This is a genomic window from Arthrobacter sp. GW822-FHT05G07, assembly GCF_058799755.1.
Map to the genome: position 1 here is coordinate 44,774 of NZ_JBXALT010000015.1, position 18,956 is coordinate 63,729.

An 18,956-nucleotide genomic window follows, 5' to 3' on the forward strand; every position below is an offset into this window, starting at 1 on the left:
AGTTTAAGGGGCCTCCGGTACTGCCGACTAACTGTGACGCCCGACCACGGGTTCCCGCGGATGGGAACTGGCTCAGTTCGCCGGAACGAACAGCTGCTGGCCTGGCAGGATGCGACCGCCGCGGAGGTCGTTCAGCTGGATGATCTCGGCGATGACATCCCGAGGGTCCCGCTCGGGAGCGGCAGCGCCGGCGATGCCCCACAGGGACTGCCCCGGCTGAACCGTGACGGTGACGGCAACGGGCGGACGTAGTTGGGACTGCGAGTCCGAGGCCTTGGCTGGAGAGTTGATGAAACCGGCCAGGCTCAGCAGTGCCGCCACCAGCAGCATTGCCGGAATGCCGAAGAAAACAATCCGTCCCCGCCGAGTGAGACGCAGGCGAGCAGGTGCCTGGGTGGTGCGGAAATCAGCGAACGTAGTGATTGCGGACATGAGCTGAGCCCTTCTGAGCTATTGCCAAGCTCCGGGGTGCCCGGTGCTTGGCGGCCAATTCTTGGTGTTCCCTTCCTCTGGCTCCGGATATTCGAACGCTATGTTCGAACATCCGGCTTCAGCATCAGGTTTATAGAACACATATTCGAACCTTGCTATGACATTTTTAGCACTTATCAACGAACGGTGTCGAGACTCGCTAGAACAAATGTTTGATAAACGCCTGTGCCTGCCCTACGTTTGAGTGAAGAAACAGCACTGTTTCAGTGGAACAGGAGGGTCTGACATTTTTTGCAGACCCGACAACCCCGGGCACGGTTCGGGGCCGAAAGGAAAGGCATTGGCGAACATGGCAGCGAAAGCCACAGGCGGCGGGGCACCCCTGCGGAGCCAGCAGCCTCAAAAGAGTCCCAAGAGCCTGACTGTCCGGCAGAAGAAGATCCTGGAGACCATCCAACGGTCGGTCAATGACAACGGTTACCCGCCCAGCATGCGTGAGATCGGCGACACCGTGGGTCTGGCCAGTTTGTCGAGCGTCACTCATCAGTTGTCCCAATTGGAGAAGCTTGGTTATCTCCGCAGGGATCCCAAGCGTCCGCGCGCCATGGAAGTCCTGATGCCGCTGACCCTTGATGGTGGGGCGATTCCGGGAGTGGAAGCGCCCACCACCCTTCGCAGCGCGGGTGGCCTTGCCGTAACGGAACTCGCCAGCGCCAGCGATACCGCCATGGTTCCGCTGGTTGGCCGCATCGCTGCCGGTGGCCCAATCCTGGCTGACCAGACGGTGGAAGACGTACTTGCACTCCCCCGGCAACTTGTGGGGCACGGCGAATTGTTCATGCTGAAAGTGGCCGGCGACTCCATGATTGATGCCGCCATCTGTGACGGTGACTGGGTGGTGGTCCGCCGCCAGAACGACGCCATCAACGGCGACATCGTGGCCGCCCTGCTGGATGACGAAGCAACCGTGAAGACCTTCCGCCAGCGTGACGGCCATACGTGGCTGCTCCCCCAAAACACCCAGTACGAACCCATCCTCGGCGATCAGGCCACCATCATGGGCAAAGTAGTTTCGGTACTGCGCTCTCTCTAGACGCCGTTCCCCCTAGATGCAGCTCCATCTAGACGCCCCTTCCCGTGGACACCAGCAGGTGTCCACGCGAAGGTTGCGCTACGGGGCCTTAGCGGAGCCCAGACGCTCCAGAACGCCTCGGACCACTGATCGGTCCGTCGTTGCCCAGAAGGGCGGCAGGGCGGCACGCAGGAAGCCTCCGTAACGTTCCGTCGAAAGCCTCGAGTCGAGCACTGCCACTACCCCTTTGTCGCCCGTCGAGCGGATCAGGCGGCCAGCGCCCTGCGCCAGCCTGATGGCAGCGTGCGTTGCTGATACGGCCATGAAGCCATTCCCGCCTGATTGTGCCACTGCCCGGGAGCGGGCAGTCATGAGGGGATCATCGGGGCGCGGGAAGGGAATGCGGTCAATCACCACCAGACGGCATGAGCCCCCAGGAACGTCGACCCCCTGCCACAGTGACATTGTTCCAAAGAGGCAGGTGTCCGGCTCATCCGCGAATTGCTTTACGAGGGCCGCCATAGTTGATTCGCCCTGGCAGAGGATATCCACGTCCAGCCGGAGTCGCATGGCATCGGCTGCTTCCTCTGCCGCACGCCGTGAGGAGAACAGGCACAGAGCCCCGCCTCCGGAGGCCCGGATGAGGTCTTCCAATTCGTCCAGCGCCTCGGGCGAAGTTCCCCGACCGGGTTTGGGCAGGTGCTTAGCCACGTACAACACACCCTGCTTGGGGTAGTCAAAGGGCGATCCGACATCGATCCCTGTCCAACTCGGGGCACCGTCGCCAATCAGGCCGAGGCCGCCTGCTGCCGGCTCGAAGGCAGAGCCTATGGCCAGCGTGGCGGAAGTCAGCACCACGGTATGGCCGGCGAAGAGGCCCTCCCGAAGCCGTCCCGCGACACTGAGCGGGGCGATATTGATCAAAGCCGGGGCAGTCTCATCCGGTTGCGAATAGCCCTGCTGGGGGTCGAATGTGCTGTTCCGCGAGAACCAGACAACTTCCCGGTTCTCTTTGGCGGCCAGCATTCGCTCGCACAGTTCCAGGATGAGCATGAGCCGTGAGCGCGCGAGCTGGCGGCCGCCGTCCACTGCGCTTGACGAATCAGTCTTCGAATCCGAGAGCGCAGCGCGCGTGGCGTCCCGCAATTGGTCCAGGCAATCGAGCTGCTCGTCGTTGAGGCCACTGGGCAACAGCCCGTTGGATACGCCGGCGATGGCCATATCCAGCCGGTCCGCTGCAGCGTTGAGGGCGTCCACTGTTATGGCTGTGTGCTTGCGGGCACTGGATGCCGCAGCGTGGACCATCGCCACCGACAACTGCCCTGAAACGGCACCGGTCACGCGGTCCTGAAGCTCATGCGCCTCATCAACCACCACGACGTCGTACTCAGGCAGCACAGCGAGGCCTTCGAAGGCGCTGACGGCAAGCATGGCATGGTTGGTGACCACGACGTCGGCCTCCCCCGCCCTGGAGCGCGCCAGCTCGCTGAAGCACTCCTCGGCCAGAGGGCACTTCTGCGCACCCAAGCACTCCATGGACGTGACGGACACCTGACGCCAGGCCCTGTCAGTGACGCCCGGCATCAGTTCGTCCCGGTCGCCCGTAGCGGTCTTCTCCGCCCATTCCCGGAGGCGGACTACTTCCTTGCCCAGCTGGGATTGCGGCCCGCCCATGGAGGCAGCAAAGTGAGGCACGCTGGTGTCCTCGCCCAAGGAGAACAGCTGCCCTTCGGAGGGCTCTTCGCTGGGAAATCCGCCTTCAAGTTTCTGCAGGCACACGTAATTGGCCCTGCCCTTGACCAGTGCCACGTTGACCGGACGCTCAAGGGCAGGATTGATCGTCTCCAGCAGCCGGGGAAGATCACGGCCGACGATCTGAGTCTGGAGTGCCAAGGTGGCGGTGGACACGAGCGTCGGTTTGTCGCTGTCCATGGAATGAGCGATCAACGGAATCAGGTAAGCCAAGGACTTACCCGTTCCCGTTCCCGCTTGGACCAGCAAATGCTCTCCGGTCTCAATAGCCCGGGTTACATACTTGGCCATTTCGTGCTGACCCGTACGGCTTTGTCCGCCCATGCCGGCAACAGCCCGGTCCAACAACTCGAGGGTGGCTTTCTCCCCCGCCGACTCGACGCCGTCCGCCGCCACCTTCTCAACCATTACTGACGAATGACTCCAGTTCGGCAGCCAGACCTTCACGCACCATGACAACTACGCGGGTCCCGTTCTCCTCATGCTCAAGGCTGAGGATTTCCGAGTCGGAATTGTGCAGTTTGTTGATCATTTCCCCGCGGTCGTAGGGAATGAGCAGTTCAAGGCGCACGCCAGGCCGGGGAATGGATCGGCTGATGTCTTCCAGCAGTTCGGCAATACCCTGACCCGTGCGGGTGGACACCACAGCGTGGCGGGGTTCCTTCTGCTTAAGGCGCTCCACCACAAAGGGATCCGCGACATCAACCTTGTTGAGGACGATGATTTCCGGAACCTTGCGGGCATCCACTTCGGTGAAAACGGCCCTTACTGCGGCAATCTGGCCCTCAGGATCAGGGTGCGATGCATCCACCACATGGAGGATCAGGTCCGCATCTGCAACTTCTTCCAACGTGGACCGGAAAGCCTCAATCAGCTGGGTTGGCAGTGAACGAACGAATCCAACGGTATCTGCGAGGGTATAGCCGATGCCATCCGGGGTTTGCGCCTTGCGGACCGTGGGATCCAAGGTGGCGAACAGGGCGTTCTCCACCAGGACACCGGCGTCGGTAAGGCGGTTGAGCAGGGACGACTTGCCGGCGTTCGTGTACCCGGCGATGGCGACGGACGGAACAGCATTACGACGGCGGTTGGCGCGCTTGGTCTCGCGCGCTGGCTTCATCGCGGCGATTTCACGACGCAGCTTGGCCATGCGGGTGCGGATTCGCCGTCGATCAAGTTCGATCTTGGTTTCACCCGGACCACGCGAGCCCATGCCAGCGCCTGCTCCACCCACCTGGCCACCGGCCTGACGGGACATGGAGTCACCCCAACCACGAAGCCTCGGGAGCAGGTATTCGAGCTGCGCGAGCTCAACCTGCGCCTTGCCTTCCCGGCTCTTGGCGTGCTGGGCGAAGATGTCCAGGATCAATGTGGTCCGGTCAACGACCTTGACCTTCACAATGTCCTCAAGGCCGCGTCGCTGAGACGGCGCGAGCTCTGTATCCACCACCACGGTGTCTGCGCCGGTGGCGGCGACGATGTCCTTGAGTTCCTGGGCTTTACCGGAACCAAGGAAGGTCCCGGGGTCCGGCTTCTGCCGACGCTGAACCAAGCCATCCAGCACCTCGGATCCGGCGGTCTCAGCCAGTGCCGCGAGTTCGCGGAGGGAGTTCTCTGCATCAGCAAGAGTCCCCTCGGTCCACAGGCCGGCCAGGACAACTCGCTCCAGGCGCAGCTGCCGGTATTCGACCTCAGTGACGTCCTCAAGCTCGGTGGACAGTCCTGCGGTACGGCGAAGAGCGCGGCGTTCAGCCAAATCTTCCTGATCGCCGTCGAAGATGCTGTGTTCCTGGTCCAGCGTGGAAATCGCCTGCGCCTTGCCGAACACACCATTGGCGTCGTTGTCGTCGGATGCCTGCGCAGGTACATCCTTGGAAAGAATCCGGTCGATGACGGCCTGGATTTGTTCAGGACTCATGTCCTGGGCGTCGGAATCGGATCCGGAGTGCTTCTGGGTGGTCATGGTCTCCTTAGACTGTTCGGCAATTCCAGAATAGTGCTGTTTGCTACTGGGTGGGGCGCTATTCGCGCTGGGCTGACGGGCATCGGCCAAAAGGGCCTCCTGTGTACTGGGCAGCCCGGGCCTTGTGGGGGCAGGGCTGTTGTGATGTGGCGTGGTTGATTCCGCGGGGAGGGTCCTTGGCCAAGGTGAGGATGCGCTGCCTGTCCCTGCGCTTCGGCCGCAAAACGTTAGCGGTCCACGGCGAATAGAAAGGCGGGACGGGATCTTCAGAGTGTCCGGGTCGTCATGGAACCAACGGACTGAGCCGTTGCGACCAAACTGGACCATTGGGACCTGCCTGGCGGAAAGGCCGGGCCGGGCTGAAATGCCAAGCGGGGCCTGCGTCGCGGGCGGTGCCATACAACACCTGATGAATCAGGCGTTGTTCGGCTGATTACTCGAAGATCAAGAACATGCGTTCCACTTTAGCAGCCGTTGTCAACCCTGCCGTGGACGGAGGCGGTTTCCCAAGCCGACGATAGCCAACTAATCTGGCAAATTATGGAGTCTGCACACTATTTCACCGCCCAACCGGCAGGACCGTTCACGCGCAAGCCACTCACAGTTGAACTCGCTGGGGCCACGCGCCATCTGCAGACCTCATCGGGCATCTTCAGTCCCGACGGTGTAGACAAGGGCACGGCGGTGCTTTTCGCCGAGGTTCCACCGCCGTCACCGAAGGGTCACCTTCTGGACATCGGCTGTGGCTGGGGCCCGATTGCCCTGACCCTTGGCCTGATGGCGCCACATGCCCACGTTCATGCCGTGGACGTGAATGAGCGTTGCATCGCGCTGACCAACGAGAACGCGACGGCGCTCGGCCTCACCAACGTCACGGCGAGCCTCCCGCACGAGGTAGATCCCGCCGTCGAATTCGACACCATCTGGTCCAACCCGCCCATCCGCATCGGCAAGGACGAACTACACTCGCTGCTGCTGACGTGGCTGCCCCGGCTGGCCCCGGGAGGCAACGCCTGGTTGGTTGTGCAGAAGAACCTGGGCTCGGACTCCCTCCAGCGATGGCTCGCCGCCGAACTGGACAGTTCTTACACGGTTTCCCGTGAAAGCACGTCCAAGACGTTCAGGATCATCCGGGTCAGGAAAGCGTCCCAGTAGCCACAATCACGGCCGGGCCGCTAAGTTCCACATGCTCGCGGCCGCCTGCCCCGGGGAAGAACTTCACACCCACGACGCCGCCCGGCACCTTGACGTGCCAGTCGTTCGGGGCTGTGTCCCCCGCCCAGTGACGGATCGCGACGGCGGCGGCACACGCGCCCGTGCCGCAGGACTGTGTCTCCCCCACGCCACGCTCGTGAACGCGCATGGTGATGGTTCCTACACCGTCCTCCACCAGCGGCTCGGCGGGGACCACAAACTCGACGTTGGTTCCATTGGCGGGCTTGGGGTCCACCACGGGAGCCTTGAACAGTTGTGTGGCTGAAAGCTCGCTAAGTTCCGCAAGGGCAACTACCGTGTGGGGATTGCCCATGCTGACTGACAGGCCGGGCCTTGGCACTTCCAGGCCCTCGGCGCTGACCAGTGCATCCATGGCCTTACTGGTGGCTTCCTCGGGGAAAAGGAACTCCCACGGGCCCATATCCACGGCATAGCCGTTGACCGTGCGTACAACCTTTTTTACGCCGCCGCGTGTGCCGATAGTGAGGGTCTGACCGGGCCCCAGGTCCACCAAACCCTCCGCGATCAGAAAATGGACGAAGACGCGCACGCCATTGCCGCACATCTCGGAAAGCGAACCATCCCCATTGCGGTAGTCCATGAACCACTCTGCTTGGGGATCCTGCTCCAGGGCAACGCGGCCTTCCGGGAGAAAGCGGGACGGGACCGCCCGGATAAGGCCGTCACCCCCGATGCCCACATGGCGGTCGCACAATTGCGCCACCTGCTCAGCCGTGACCTCATGGGCGTCCCCGGGATCAGCGATAAGCACAAAGTCATTGCCCGTTCCGTGACCCTTGGAAAATGTCAGGCCTGCGAGGCTTGGAGGTGTCACTGACACGTCGGCAGTTGCGGCCTGCCGGGCGGGAACTGCGGCGGTTTCATCCATGGTTCTAGGCTACCTGCCGCGCCTGTTCGGCCAGAAATTGCATCGGCTACGTCGAAGCCGCGTTGACCACCTTGACCGCCTTGTCCACAAGCTCCGGATCCTGCCAACCCAGCCACGTGATGCGTGGATCCGCCCGGAACCACGTCAGCTGGCGGCGTGCGAACTGCCTGGTGGCCACGATGGTTTCCTCAGCTGCAGTATCTGCGGTCATCTCACCGTCAAGAACCTTCAGGAACTGGGCATACCCCAAGGCGCGCGAAGCTGTCTTCCCGCTCCGCAACCCGACGGCGTCGAGTCGTTCAACTTCTTGTTGAAGACCGCCCTCCACCATCCGATGGACCCTCACGGCCAGACGTTCCCTTAGTTGCTCCCGATCCACTTCAAGGCCGATCTGCAGTGCAGGCTGGAAGTACTCCCGCTGCGGCATGAACGAACTAAAGGGGCGCCCAGTGAGGCCGTGGACCTCCAAAGCACGGATCACGCGCCGGGCGTCGCCGAGGCGGGCCGCCGACACGGGATCGACTTCCTCCAGGCGGGCACGCAGCGGCGCAAGCCCGTTGTTTTCGCACTCTTCTTCCAGCTCCTTGCGGAGTGTGGGATCAGTGCCGGGAAACTCCAGCACATCCAAGGCGGCCCGCACATACAATCCGGATCCGCCCACGAGGATAGCGCGCTTTCCCCGCGAGTGAATGTCATTGATGGCAGCGCGGCATTCATCTTGGAAGTCCGCGACGCTGGCCTCCTGGGTGACGTCCATGGAGTCAAGCAAATGGTGTGGCACACCCCTGCGCTCTTCCACTGTGATCTTGGCGGTACCAATGTCCATGCCGCGGTAAAACTGCAAGGCGTCGGCGTTGATTACCTCACCATCCAAAGCAAGGGCGAGGTTGACGCCCAGATCCGACTTACCGGAACCTGTGGGGCCTACAACTGCAATGACAGGCCGAGGAGGTTCCTGTCTGGTGAACGACATGAGGTCCTGTGATCCGTCTCTAAGCGCGACGAGTTGGCAGCGACGGCATGCCCAACGACACACCGGCCTTGCCTGACGCCGCTCCTGCTGCGGGTACTCCGCAGGAATCAGCCTGCGAACGGTCCCAGGCATCCCCTGCGCGGGAGCGGCGCAAGAGGTAATCGTCTGCGCCCGCCGGGTCAGCTACAAGGTGGAAAGCAGCGGCCTCCGTAATGGTCACCGTGACGAAGTCACCGGGCCTCGGAGCCTCAGCACCTGCAGGCACGGAGAAGTGGACCAGCCTCTGGTCCTTGGAACGCCCGGACAACCGGTGTGTTTCACCGGCCTTCCGCCCTGACTGCGCTGTGACCAGGACCTCCACCTTCCGTCCCAGCTGCTTGGCGTTCTCTTCTGCAGCAATGCGGTCCTGCAGCGCCGTGAGCCTTTCGTAGCGCTCCTGCACCACGGCCTTGGGGAGTTGCTCCGGAAGGTCTGCGGCCGGCGTGCCTGGCCGCTTTGAGTACTGGAACGTAAAAGCGGACGCAAACCGCGACTTCTCCACGACATCCAGGGTCGCCTGGAAGTCTTCTTCGGTTTCGCCCGGGAAGCCAACGATGATGTCCGTCGTGATGGCGGCGTGGGGGATGCGGTCCCGCACTTTGTCCAGAATCCCCAGGAACTTGCTGGAGCGATATGAACGACGCATGTCCTTGAGCACTTTGTCCGAGCCGGACTGCAACGGCATATGCAGCTGTGGCATGGCGTTGTGTGTCTCGGCCATGGCGTCTATGACATCGTCCGTAAATGCAGCGGGGTGGGGGCTGGTGAAACGAACACGCTCCAGACCTTCGATTTCACCGCAAGCACGCAGGAGTTTGGAGAATGCCTGACGGTCACCAAACTCCACACCGTACGAATTCACGTTCTGGCCCAGCAACGTTACTTCCACAGCTCCGTCATCAACGAGTGCCTGGATTTCGGCCAGGATCTCGCCCGGGCGCCGGTCCTTCTCCTTGCCACGAAGCGAGGGCACAATGCAGAAAGTGCAGGTGTTGTTGCAACCCACGGAGATGGAGACCCATCCTGCATACACTGAGTCACGCTTTGTGGGGAGCGTCGACGGGAACACATCCAGGGATTCGAGAATCTCCAGTTGCGCCTCATTGTTGTGACGGGCACGGTTCAGCAAAGCCGGAAGAGCCCCCACATTGTGCGTTCCGAATACAGCGTCAACCCACGGCGCCTTCTTCACAATAGTTTCGCGGTCCTTCTGGGCCAGGCAACCGCCAACTGCAATTTGCATACCGGGGTTCGCCTCTTTGACCTGCCGCAGCTGACCGAGGTTTCCGTAGAGTTTGTTGTCTGCGTTCTCCCGGACAGCACACGTATTGAAGACCACAACATCCGCCACCTCCCCGTCAGCGGGCACATAACCGGCCTCTTCAAGCAGCCCCGCCATGCGCTCGGAATCATGGACGTTCATCTGGCAGCCAAAAGTCCGAACCTGATAGGTCTTGGGCTCACCGGCAGTCATGGACGCAGCAGAAGGAGTGGTGGCAGCTATTGGGGAGGGAATGGTCAAACTCACTACTCAAGGGTACCGGCTTCTGCCAGCACCTCACCGACGATTCTGAAAGCCAAGGAAGGGGCATACCCTTTGCGTGCCAGCATGGATGCAAACCGGCGGGTGTACTTGTCCCGCTCGGCCCGATCTGACAAATCCATGCCCGGCCGCAGCTTGCGCTGAACGAGCTCCCGGGCAGCCAATTCCTCGTCTTGGTCACTGAGCTGCGAGAGGGCCTCTTCCGCTGCGTCCAACTCGATGCCTTTGTCTGCCAGTTCACGACGAATGGCACCCTTGGCAAGCTTTTTGCTTTGCGAGCGGCTCCGGACCCACATTCTGGCAAACTCAGCATCATCGATCAGCTGAACCTCTTCGAAGCGATCCAGAACTGCCTGCGCCACGTCCTCGGGAACATTGCGTTCCGCGAGTTTCCGGGACAACTGCAGCCGACTCCGCGGCGCCATCGTCAACTGCCTCAGCACGATGGCACGCGCCACGGATTCGGGATCAGGTTCGGGATCGGCCGCAACCGAAGAATTCGGATCCGGCCCTCTTCTAGCCGTCAACGGCCTTCAGTTTCGGGGAATCTTCTTCCGTCTTGACGACGCCCACGCCAAGCTTTTCCTTGATCAGGCGCTCAAGCTCCTGAGCAAGCTCAGGGTTATCCCGAAGGAATCGACGCGAGTTCTCCATGCCCTGGCCGAGCTGATCGCCGTCGTACGTGAACCACGAGCCCGACTTCTTGATGATGCCGTGCTCCACACCCATGTCAATAATGCCGCCCTCGCGGGAGATGCCCTGACCGTAGATGATGTCGAACTCGGCGATTTTGAACGGCGGAGCCATCTTGTTCTTGACGATCTTCGCTTTGGTGCGGTTACCGACGGAGTCCGCGCCTTCCTTCAGGGTCTGGATACGACGGACGTCGATTCGCACTGAGGCGTAGAACTTCAGGGCCTTACCACCGGTGGTGGTTTCCGGAGATCCGAAGAACACGCCGATCTTTTCACGCAACTGGTTGATGAAGATGGCGGTGGTCTTGGTCTGGCTCAAGCGGCCTGTGATCTTACGCAATGCCTGGCTCATGAGTCGGGCCTGGAGGCCAACGTGGGAGTCGCCCATTTCGCCTTCGATTTCGGCGCGGGGTACCAGGGCCGCCACGGAGTCAATGACCACGATGTCCAGCGAGCCGGAGCCCACCAACATGTCCATGATCTCCAGGGCCTGCTCACCGGTGTCCGGCTGGGAGACCAGGAGTGCATCCGTATCCACGCCAAGCTTGGCAGCGTAGTCCGGGTCAAGGGCGTGCTCAGCGTCAATGAAGGCTGCAATGCCACCTGCCCGCTGCGCGTTGGCCACGGCATGAAGCGCAACGGTGGTCTTACCCGAGGACTCCGGGCCGTAGATTTCCACCACTCGGCCTCGCGGCAGGCCGCCAATGCCAAGGGCGACATCCAGTGCAATGGAGCCGGTCGGAATGACCTCAATCGGCGCGCGGGTGTCATCACCCAGGCGCATGATGGAGCCTTTGCCGAACTGCTTGTCGATCTGGGCAAGCGCTGCTTCGAGCGCCTTCTCACGATCCGGGGTTGCCGCCATGGTTCACACCTCTGATGCTTTCTCGCTGTGGAGTGGCCCGAAGGGCCGCTTTCCTGTCACGTCAGACGCTATTACGGTGCTCTGACATTTTTAGTAGCCGGCAATGGCTATGTGGATAACCGGGCTGCCGGAGGCTCTGGAATGCGTCCTTCGAGATCAATTTTCCTCTCACAGGAGCATATCCTCACCCGAACAGATATTCGAACAACGTCCCGGCGTGTCCCATGCCGGGACGCCGTCACCATCGGGTGCCGGAGTTCAATTGGCAGTCGGTTTGATATCCCTGCCAAGCCTGCGTTCGGGGGGAACATCCTGGACCTCACACATGGCCAACCAGACCTCGCGGGGCTGATAACCGGAGGCCAACGCCTCCACGGCAGTCCGTCCGCCAACGCCGGCGAGTACCAGCGAGTTGGCCAGGACCCGGGAGTAGCCTGCCCCGAATTCATCGTCCATCAATCGCCAAAAGTCACTTGCCCTCACGGATAGAGTCTCTCATGGCCCCGGACTCTAGAATGGTTGCCATGAGCAATCCTCTCCAGAGCACGCCAAGTGCGGCCGTGCCAGGCGACGCCGCGGACGACGCCCTCCAGCAGGTTGAACACCAGCTGAGCCTGCTCTGGCGCCGTGCCCGTTCTATCTCCCACCAGTTGTCTCGCCAGGTCCACCCTGACATGGAACCTGCCGCCTATGGACTCCTCACAGTCATCCGCCGGGAGGGGCCCATCCGGCTCACTGACCTGGCCACGTGCATCGGGGTAGGCAAGCCCTCCGTGAGCCGCCAGATCGCCTTTCTGGAAAGCATCGGCCTGGTGTACAAAGAAGCGGATCCCCAGGACGGCAGGGCCCAGTCCATCCGGTTGACGGATAAGGGCGAAGAGAAGATGCACCAGGTTCAGGATGCCCGCAGGCAGGTGTTCCGAGAACGACTCGGCGAATGGCCACTGGAGGACGTCCAAACGTTGGCTGATTATATGGGCCGGCTCAACGCGATCTACGGCGACGGTGTGCTCAACGTGAAGGAACCTGGAATCGACGCCGAGGACAAGCCCACGGGCGTTTAGGCAGCATCCTGCCGCGCCTGCATCCCACGAACTCAAACGAAAAAGGTCCCCAGCCTGAGGCTGGGGACCTTTTCCATGGTTCTGGTGGAGCGGTTACCTGGCTCCGGAGAGCATTCCTTGCGGGAAGTCGTCCGTGAGGTCGAGATCGCGCCCGTAACGCTGGGAGAATTCCTGCGGAACAGTGTCCGGAACTGCGACACCTTCTGCGACGGCCACGCGGTCGCTGACTTCGCGAAGCATGTGGGACAACGGAACATCCAGGGCTGTGCAGATAGAGGACAGGAGCTCGGAAGAAGCCTCCTTCTGGCCGCGTTCAACTTCACTCAAGTAGCCGAGTGAGACGCGGGCGCTGTGCGAAACCTCGCGGAGGGTACGGCCCTGACGCTGGCGGACATCGCGCAGTACATCACCGATCTCGTGGCGTAGTACAACCATTTTGCGCTCCTTCTGTTCGCTCTGTGCCTGATCAGCCAAGCCCACATCCTTCCAGCGGACAACGCCGTTTACGGATACGGGCTGCTTTACCATCTGTATCGCCTTGCTCCCTCATTCGTCCGGTTCGCTGGCTGGCGGACCGGGTTGGTTTTTACATCCTAGGCGCCCCGGCTCTTCCGAAGCGACACAATGACACAACTATTGGCAATCAGTTTTTGTTCCCGACTACTTTACGAACGGTAACCAACGTCACTCAGGGCAGCAAGCAGACGCGCCAAGGCGGCCCCGCAAGCTTGTTCCCTGATGGATTGCCTGTCCCCCGAAAAACTGTATTCAAACGACTCCGTTCCGGATTTCCCGGCAATTCCGATGAACACCGTGCCTACTGCTTTGCCGTCATGCGGCTCAGGTCCGGCCACCCCCGTCGTGGAAATCCCAAGATCGGCGCCACAGACCCGCCTTGCGCCGTCGGCCATGGCCTCCGCCACCTGCCCGTCAACGGAGCCGACCTCTGAGAGCAGCTGCTGGGAAACACCCAGGACACCGGCCTTCACTGAATTCTGGTAGGCAACCACGCCGCCCTGCAGCATCCCGGATGCTCCCGGGGTGTTGGCCAATACTGCCGCAACCATGCCCGCCGTCAGTGACTCAGCGGTAGCCACGGTCAGTTTGTTCCCGATGGCAATAGCCACTGCCGCCGTCGACGTCTGTTCAGCGGCGGATGCGCCGTCATCGGGCGTCATGCACGCCGCCCGGCCGCGCGCAGCTTCAGCGCTTGGATGACGTACTCGACGCCGGTCCAGAGGGTGATGGCGAGAGCCACCATCATGACCCAGAAGGCGACGTCGCCCAGCCAGGGAGCGATCGCCTTCAGCGGCAGGATGTAAAGGAAAATGGCCACCGTTTGGACCACTGTCTTCAGCTTGCCCCCGCGGGAGGCAGGCATGACGCCGTACCGGATAACCACGAAGCGTAGGGCGGTTATCCCCCACTCCCGCACCAGGATGAGGATAGTTACCCACCACGGCAACTCTCCCAGGATGGACAGGAGAACCAGCGCAGAACCGATCAGCAGCTTGTCGGCGATGGGATCGGCAATCTTGCCGAAGTTGGTGATGAGGCCCCGCGCCCGGGCAATGTCGCCGTCGAGCTTGTCCGTATAGATGGCGACGGCGAAGGCGACAACAGCGGCCCAGCGCCAGACGCCGTATTCGCCGTCGTCGGCCACCAGGAACCAGACGAAGAAGGGAACCAGGACGATGCGGAGCATCGTGAGGATGTTGGGCAGGTTCCAGACGTCGGAACTGCTGGAAGTCGCGTTATCACCCTCGGCTGTAGTCACCCCACTAGGCTACCTTCTTTGGGGCTGCCTTCCTTGGGCTAACGCCCCGTGAGCGACCAGGCGTCCTCGCCGCCCTCTTCGTCATCATTCGGGCCATCGGCGCCGTCGTAGTATTCGATGGCCTGCGTCCGGTTGTCCAGGTCCGCCTGCACAAGGTCTTCGGCATAACCGCCGACGGCGATGTTCGAGTTCGCGTTATCGCTCAGCGCGGCGGTATGCGCGTCGGGCGCAGCGGGTGATTCCTGGCCCTTCATCGCGGCAAGTACTGCTGCGAGGTCATCGGGCTTGACCAGGACGTCCCGCGCCTTGGAACCTTCTGAGGGACCCACAACGCCGCGGGATTCCAGGAGGTCCATGAGGCGGCCGGCCTTGGCAAAGCCCACCCGAAGCTTTCGCTGAAGCATGGAGGTTGAGCCGAACTGCGTGGTGACCACAAGCTCCGTTGCCTGGAGCAGGACCTCGAGGTCGTCTCCAATGTCGTCGTCGATCTGCTTCTTGGGCGCCTCAGCAGCGACGTCGTCACGGTAGACAGCCTGCAGCTGTCCCTTGACGTGCTCCACAACCTTATGGATCTCGGATTCCGTGACCCACGCGCCTTGGACACGCATGGCCTTGGAAGCACCCATCGGAAGGAACAGAGCGTCACCTTGGCCGATGAGCTTCTCGGCGCCCGGCTGGTCCAGCACAACACGCGAGTCCGTCACGGACGATGTAGCGAACGCCATACGGGATGGAACGTTCGCCTTGATCAGGCCCGTCACGACGTCAACGGACGGACGCTGCGTTGCAAGCACCAAGTGGATGCCGGCGGCACGCGCGAGCTGGGTGATGCGGACAATCGAGTCTTCGACGTCCCTCGGGGCAACCATCATGAGGTCGGCGAGCTCGTCAACGATCACCAGAAGATACGGGTAAGGCTTGATGACGCGCTTGGAATCCACGGGCGGCACAACCTTGCCCGCCCTGACCGCTTTGTTGAAGTCGTCAATGTGCTTGTAACCGTAGTTGGCGAGGTCGTCGTAGCGGGCGTCCATCTCGCGAACCACCCACTGCAAAGCCTCGGCCGCTTTCTTGGGGTTGGTGATAATGGGCGTAATCAGGTGCGGGACGCCCTCGTACGCCGTGAGCTCCACGCGCTTGGGGTCCACCATGACCATCCGTACCTCATCAGGCGTGGCACGCATGAGGATGGAGGTGATCATGGAGTTCACGAAGCTCGACTTACCGGCACCGGTAGCACCGGCAACGAGCAAGTGAGGCATCTTGGCGAGGTTGGCTACCACGTAGCCACCCTCGACGTCCTTGCCGACGCCCATGACCATCGGGTGGTCGGTCCTGCGCGCATTCTGACTCCGCAGCACATCACCCAGCGATACGGTCTCGCGGTCAGTGTTCGGGATCTCGATACCAATGGCGGACTTGCCGGGAATCGGGCTCAGGATGCGGACATCGCTCGACGCCACGGCATAAGAGATGTTCTTGGACAAGGCAGTGACGCGCTCCACCTTGGTACCGGGAGACAGCTCGATCTCATAACGCGTCACAGTGGGACCACGACTGAAGCCGGTCACCGCGGCCTCAACGTTGAATTGCGTCAGGGTGTCCGTCAGCGCAGCGACGACGGCGTCATTGGCTTCCGTGCGCTCCTTCGGAATGGAGCCGGGCGTCAGGTAGTCCGATGCCGGCAAGGTGTAGGTGACATCGCCGGCAAGGGACAGTTGCTCGGTGCGCTGCGGAATGGGCGCCTGAGGGAGGGGCGCCCCTGCGGGTTTCGCGGGAACCTGCGCAACCGGAGCCACAGGCGCGGTCATCTCCGGAGTCAGTATCGGGATGGCCTCGGTGGGGTTGTCGATACCTGGCGTGGCGCCACCCAGGCCTTGGGCGGCCTTGATCTTTCCGACGGCGATCTCGGCCTGCGTTGGACGACGCACGCCCGGTGGAACGCGCGGTTCGGACGCACGCGGAGTTTCGTCGTCGTCGACTATTGCGTGCTCGAAGGCCTCGTCCCCGACGTAACCTTCCAGGCTCTTATCTGTTTCCTCGTCCTTGCCAAAGAAGCGCATGCGCTTCTTTTTCTTCGGCTTGGTGGAAGCTTCGTTTTCATAGAGGTAGCTGCGGTCATGGGCGTCCTTGCCGGACTCATCCATGAGGTCGACACCCATGAGGTGTTCATAGGCGCCCCTGATCCGGGACGGAATGGCACCAAACGGCGTAGCCGTGACGATCAACAGAGACACAAACGCCAATAGTCCGTAAAGGACCACGGGGACAGCCATATGGATTGCAGCCAACGGGGCGGCGGCGAGGAAACCCAGCATTCCGCCAGCTTTGCGCAGGCCGTCGAAGCCATCCGCAACGGTGGGCAGGCCACCGATGACATGGGCCAGGCCCGACCCTGCCAGGGTCATGATCATGAAACCGATACCCACGCGGTTATTCCCACGGCCATCCTGTGGCTTGCGGAAAAGACGGAAAGCACAGACGAACAGCATGAAGGGCAGGATCAGGGACATCCACCCGAAGGTCCCATTGACCACGCTGTAAACCATGTCAGGGAGCCACCCGGTCAGACCCCACCAAGCGAAGGTGGCGATGGCAATGCCCAACACCAAATTGAACAGGGCTGCACCGTCCCGGCGGTCGGCGGGATCCAGATCACTGACGTCGTAGCCGATTCGCCGGACCCCGGCGCCGACAACGTGGCCGATGCCCTGCCAGAAACCTGAAAGCATGCGAAGCGGCAGAGGAGCATGAGGCTCGACGGCGGCCGCCTGTTTGGTGCGGGCAGTGCTGCCGCGCCCGCTCTTGGACGCAGCTCCGCTGGTTTTGGATGCGGCTGTGCTCCGGCCTGTGCCGCCGGATTTACTGCTGGAGCTGCCTCGTGGCGTGGAGGTAGTACGGGTCGCCATAAGTGCCACGCTACCCCAAGGGGGCCTGAAATCCGCGGATTTCAGGCCCCCTTGGGTATTCATGTTGCTGGCTGGCTACGCCTCCAGGACCACTGGGATGATCATGGGGCGGCGGCGAAGCTTGCGGTTAACCCACGTGCCGATGATCCTGCGGACCACTTGCTGCAACTGGTGGTTGGTGTGGTCGGTGTGATTAAGCACAGCATCTTCGAGGGCGGCGTTGATCTTGGGGATGATCTCGTCGAAAACGGAGTCATCCTCGGCCACACCGCGGGCATGGATCTCCGGGCCGGACACGATCTTGCCGGTGGTGCGGCTGATGACCGTGATAACGGAAATGAAGCCCTCATCCCCCAGGACGCGACGGTCCTTGAGGTCGGCGTCGGTGATTTCTCCCACGCTGGAACCATCGACGTAGACAAAGCCGACTTCCACCTGGCCCACCACGTTGGCCTTATGGTCTTTGAGGTCAATGACAGTGCCGTTGTCGCTCAGGATGATGCCCTCGGCCGGGACACCTGATTCGAGCGCAATGTTGCCATTGGCAATCAGGTGGCGGGTTTCACCGTGGACGGGCATCGCGTTGAGGGGCTCAAGGATGTTGTAGCAGTAGAGCAGTTCACCGGCGGCTGCGTGCCCGGACACGTGAACCTTTGCCGTGCCCTTGTGGATCACATCGGCGCCGAGCTTGAGGAGGCCATTGATGATACGGAAAACGGCGTTCTCATTGCCCGGGATGAGGCTGGAGGCCAGGATGACGGTATCTCCCTTGCCCACCACCACACGGTGGTCACCGTTGGCCATGCGGGAGAGCGCAGCCATCGGCTCACCCTGCGATCCGGTGGACATGAGAACCACGCGGTCGTCCGGCATGTTGTCGATGTTCTTGATGTCCACCAGGATGCCTTCGGGGACATCGAGGTAGCCAAGCTTGGCTGCGATAGCCATGTTGCGGACCATTGAACGGCCAACGAAGGCCACCTTGCGGCCATGTTTGGCTGCGGCATCCAGAACTTGCTGGACACGGTGAACGTGGGAAGAGAATGAGGCCACGATGATGCGCTTCTTGGCCTGTCCGAACAACCGGTCCAAGGTGGGCCCGATTTCCTTCTCGGCGGTGGTGAAGCCCGGTACGTCCGCGTTGGTGGAGTCTGCCATGAACAGGTCCACGCCCTCTTCGCCCAAACGCGCGAAGTGTCGAAGGTCCGTAATACGGCCATCCAGCGGCAACTGATCCATCTTGAAGTCGCCGGTGTGGAGGACGTTGCCGCCCTCGGTTCGGATGAAGACTGCCAAGGCATCCGGGATGGAGTGGTTGACTGCAACGAACTCACACTCGAACGGGCCGAACTGCTCCACCTGCCCCTCAGTGACGGTCAGCGTGTACGGCTTGATCCGGTGTTCCTGGAGCTTGGCTTCCACCAGGGCAAGAGTCAGCTGGGATCCGATCAGCGGGATATCGGCTTTGAGGCGCAGGAGGTAGGGAACCGCGCCAATGTGGTCCTCGTGGCCGTGGGTCAGCACGACGCCTACGATGTCCTGCAGACGGTCCTCAATGTAGGAGAAATCAGGCAGGATCAAATCGACGCCGGGCTGGGTTTCCTCGGGGAAGAGCACGCCACAGTCAACCACCAGCAGTTTGCCGTCGATTTCGAAGACCGCCATGTTGCGGCCAATCTCTCCCAGTCCACCGAGCGGGACAATCCGCAGTGTGCCTTTCGGCAGTTTCGGCGGAGTAACCAGTCCGGGAAGGGCGGTTTGGGTCATG

The 18,956-nt window shown here is 61.8% G+C and carries 17 protein-coding genes; 3 read left to right on the plus strand and 14 right to left on the minus strand.

Annotated features, from left to right (window positions below; translation table 11 throughout):
* Positions 1 to 72 precede the first annotated feature (72 nt).
* Positions 73 to 432, minus strand: a complete 360-nt coding sequence (locus tag AC1RJY_RS21910) for a LysM peptidoglycan-binding domain-containing protein (RefSeq protein WP_210064249.1) — start codon at positions 430 to 432, stop codon at positions 73 to 75.
* Positions 433 to 781: 349 nt separating this feature from the next.
* Between AC1RJY_RS21910 and lexA the strand changes: the two genes are divergently transcribed.
* Positions 782 to 1,525 (plus strand): transcriptional repressor LexA, encoded by a 744-nt coding sequence (gene lexA, locus AC1RJY_RS21915; RefSeq protein WP_011774313.1) that lies wholly within the window; start codon positions 782 to 784, stop codon positions 1,523 to 1,525.
* A 78-nt stretch (positions 1,526 to 1,603) separates the two neighbouring features.
* Here lexA and AC1RJY_RS21920 read toward each other — a convergent pair whose 3' ends face one another.
* Positions 1,604 to 3,664, minus strand: coding sequence for an ATP-dependent DNA helicase (locus AC1RJY_RS21920; RefSeq protein ID WP_014921297.1), 2,061 nt, complete (start codon positions 3,662 to 3,664; stop codon positions 1,604 to 1,606).
* A complete protein-coding gene (hflX, locus tag AC1RJY_RS21925; protein ID WP_043470004.1) occupies positions 3,657 to 5,219 on the minus strand; it encodes a GTPase HflX in 1,563 nt (520 codons plus the stop codon). The genes AC1RJY_RS21920 and hflX overlap by 8 nt, the downstream gene beginning before the upstream one ends.
* A 540-nt stretch (positions 5,220 to 5,759) precedes the next feature.
* Here hflX and AC1RJY_RS21930 point away from each other — a divergent pair.
* Positions 5,760 to 6,374, plus strand: coding sequence for a class I SAM-dependent methyltransferase (locus tag AC1RJY_RS21930; protein ID WP_014921295.1), 615 nt, complete (start codon positions 5,760 to 5,762; stop codon positions 6,372 to 6,374).
* On the opposite strand, the gene dapF is transcribed toward AC1RJY_RS21930, so the two are convergent.
* The 6 genes from dapF to AC1RJY_RS21960 all read right to left on the minus strand — a co-directional run bounded on the left by dapF (position 6,355) and on the right by AC1RJY_RS21960 (position 11,921).
* Entirely contained in the window at positions 6,355 to 7,323 is a 969-nt protein-coding gene (gene dapF, locus AC1RJY_RS21935; RefSeq protein ID WP_011774309.1) for a diaminopimelate epimerase, read from the minus strand. The genes AC1RJY_RS21930 and dapF overlap by 20 nt on opposite strands.
* 46 nt (positions 7,324 to 7,369) lie before the next feature.
* Positions 7,370 to 8,296, minus strand: coding sequence for a tRNA (adenosine(37)-N6)-dimethylallyltransferase MiaA (gene miaA, locus AC1RJY_RS21940; protein ID WP_011774308.1), 927 nt, complete (start codon positions 8,294 to 8,296; stop codon positions 7,370 to 7,372).
* Positions 8,297 to 8,315: 19 nt separating this feature from the next.
* Positions 8,316 to 9,863: a tRNA (N6-isopentenyl adenosine(37)-C2)-methylthiotransferase MiaB gene (miaB, locus tag AC1RJY_RS21945; RefSeq protein ID WP_011774307.1), complete on the minus strand. Its 1,548-nt coding sequence runs from the start codon at positions 9,861 to 9,863 to the stop codon at positions 8,316 to 8,318.
* The gene (locus AC1RJY_RS21950) at positions 9,863 to 10,405 is read right to left on the minus strand and encodes a regulatory protein RecX (protein ID WP_011774306.1); all 543 of its coding nucleotides are present in this window, start codon (positions 10,403 to 10,405) and stop codon (positions 9,863 to 9,865) included. The genes miaB and AC1RJY_RS21950 overlap by 1 nt, the downstream gene beginning before the upstream one ends.
* Positions 10,395 to 11,438, minus strand: coding sequence for a recombinase RecA (gene recA / locus AC1RJY_RS21955; RefSeq protein ID WP_011774305.1), 1,044 nt, complete (start codon positions 11,436 to 11,438; stop codon positions 10,395 to 10,397). The genes AC1RJY_RS21950 and recA overlap by 11 nt, the downstream gene beginning before the upstream one ends.
* A 258-nt stretch (positions 11,439 to 11,696) precedes the next feature.
* Positions 11,697 to 11,921 carry a DUF3046 domain-containing protein gene (locus AC1RJY_RS21960; RefSeq protein WP_011774304.1) on the minus strand — a complete coding sequence of 75 codons (225 nt, stop codon included), beginning with the start codon at positions 11,919 to 11,921 and terminating at the stop codon, positions 11,697 to 11,699.
* A 41-nt stretch (positions 11,922 to 11,962) separates the two neighbouring features.
* Between AC1RJY_RS21960 and AC1RJY_RS21965 the strand changes: the two genes are divergently transcribed.
* Positions 11,963 to 12,502, plus strand: coding sequence for a MarR family winged helix-turn-helix transcriptional regulator (locus AC1RJY_RS21965; RefSeq protein ID WP_052295539.1), 540 nt, complete (start codon positions 11,963 to 11,965; stop codon positions 12,500 to 12,502).
* 93 nt (positions 12,503 to 12,595) lie between these two features.
* On the opposite strand, the gene AC1RJY_RS21970 is transcribed toward AC1RJY_RS21965, so the two are convergent.
* From AC1RJY_RS21970 to AC1RJY_RS21990, 5 genes are all read right to left on the minus strand, one after another.
* Positions 12,596 to 13,030 (minus strand): helix-turn-helix domain-containing protein, encoded by a 435-nt coding sequence (locus AC1RJY_RS21970; protein WP_014921288.1) that lies wholly within the window; start codon positions 13,028 to 13,030, stop codon positions 12,596 to 12,598.
* 137 nt (positions 13,031 to 13,167) lie between these two features.
* The gene (locus AC1RJY_RS21975) at positions 13,168 to 13,680 is read right to left on the minus strand and encodes a CinA family protein (RefSeq protein WP_014921287.1); all 513 of its coding nucleotides are present in this window, start codon (positions 13,678 to 13,680) and stop codon (positions 13,168 to 13,170) included.
* Positions 13,677 to 14,279 (minus strand): CDP-diacylglycerol--glycerol-3-phosphate 3-phosphatidyltransferase, encoded by a 603-nt coding sequence (pgsA, locus tag AC1RJY_RS21980; RefSeq protein WP_011774300.1) that lies wholly within the window; start codon positions 14,277 to 14,279, stop codon positions 13,677 to 13,679. The genes AC1RJY_RS21975 and pgsA overlap by 4 nt, the downstream gene beginning before the upstream one ends.
* 38 nt (positions 14,280 to 14,317) lie before the next feature.
* Positions 14,318 to 17,188: an FtsK/SpoIIIE family DNA translocase gene (locus AC1RJY_RS21985; RefSeq protein ID WP_498603519.1), complete on the minus strand. Its 2,871-nt coding sequence runs from the start codon at positions 17,186 to 17,188 to the stop codon at positions 14,318 to 14,320.
* 75 nt (positions 17,189 to 17,263) lie between these two features.
* Complete coding sequence (locus AC1RJY_RS21990) at positions 17,264 to 18,955, minus strand: ribonuclease J (RefSeq protein ID WP_011774298.1); 1,692 nt, start codon at positions 18,953 to 18,955, stop codon at positions 17,264 to 17,266.
* Between the last annotated feature and the right edge of the window lies 1 nt (position 18,956).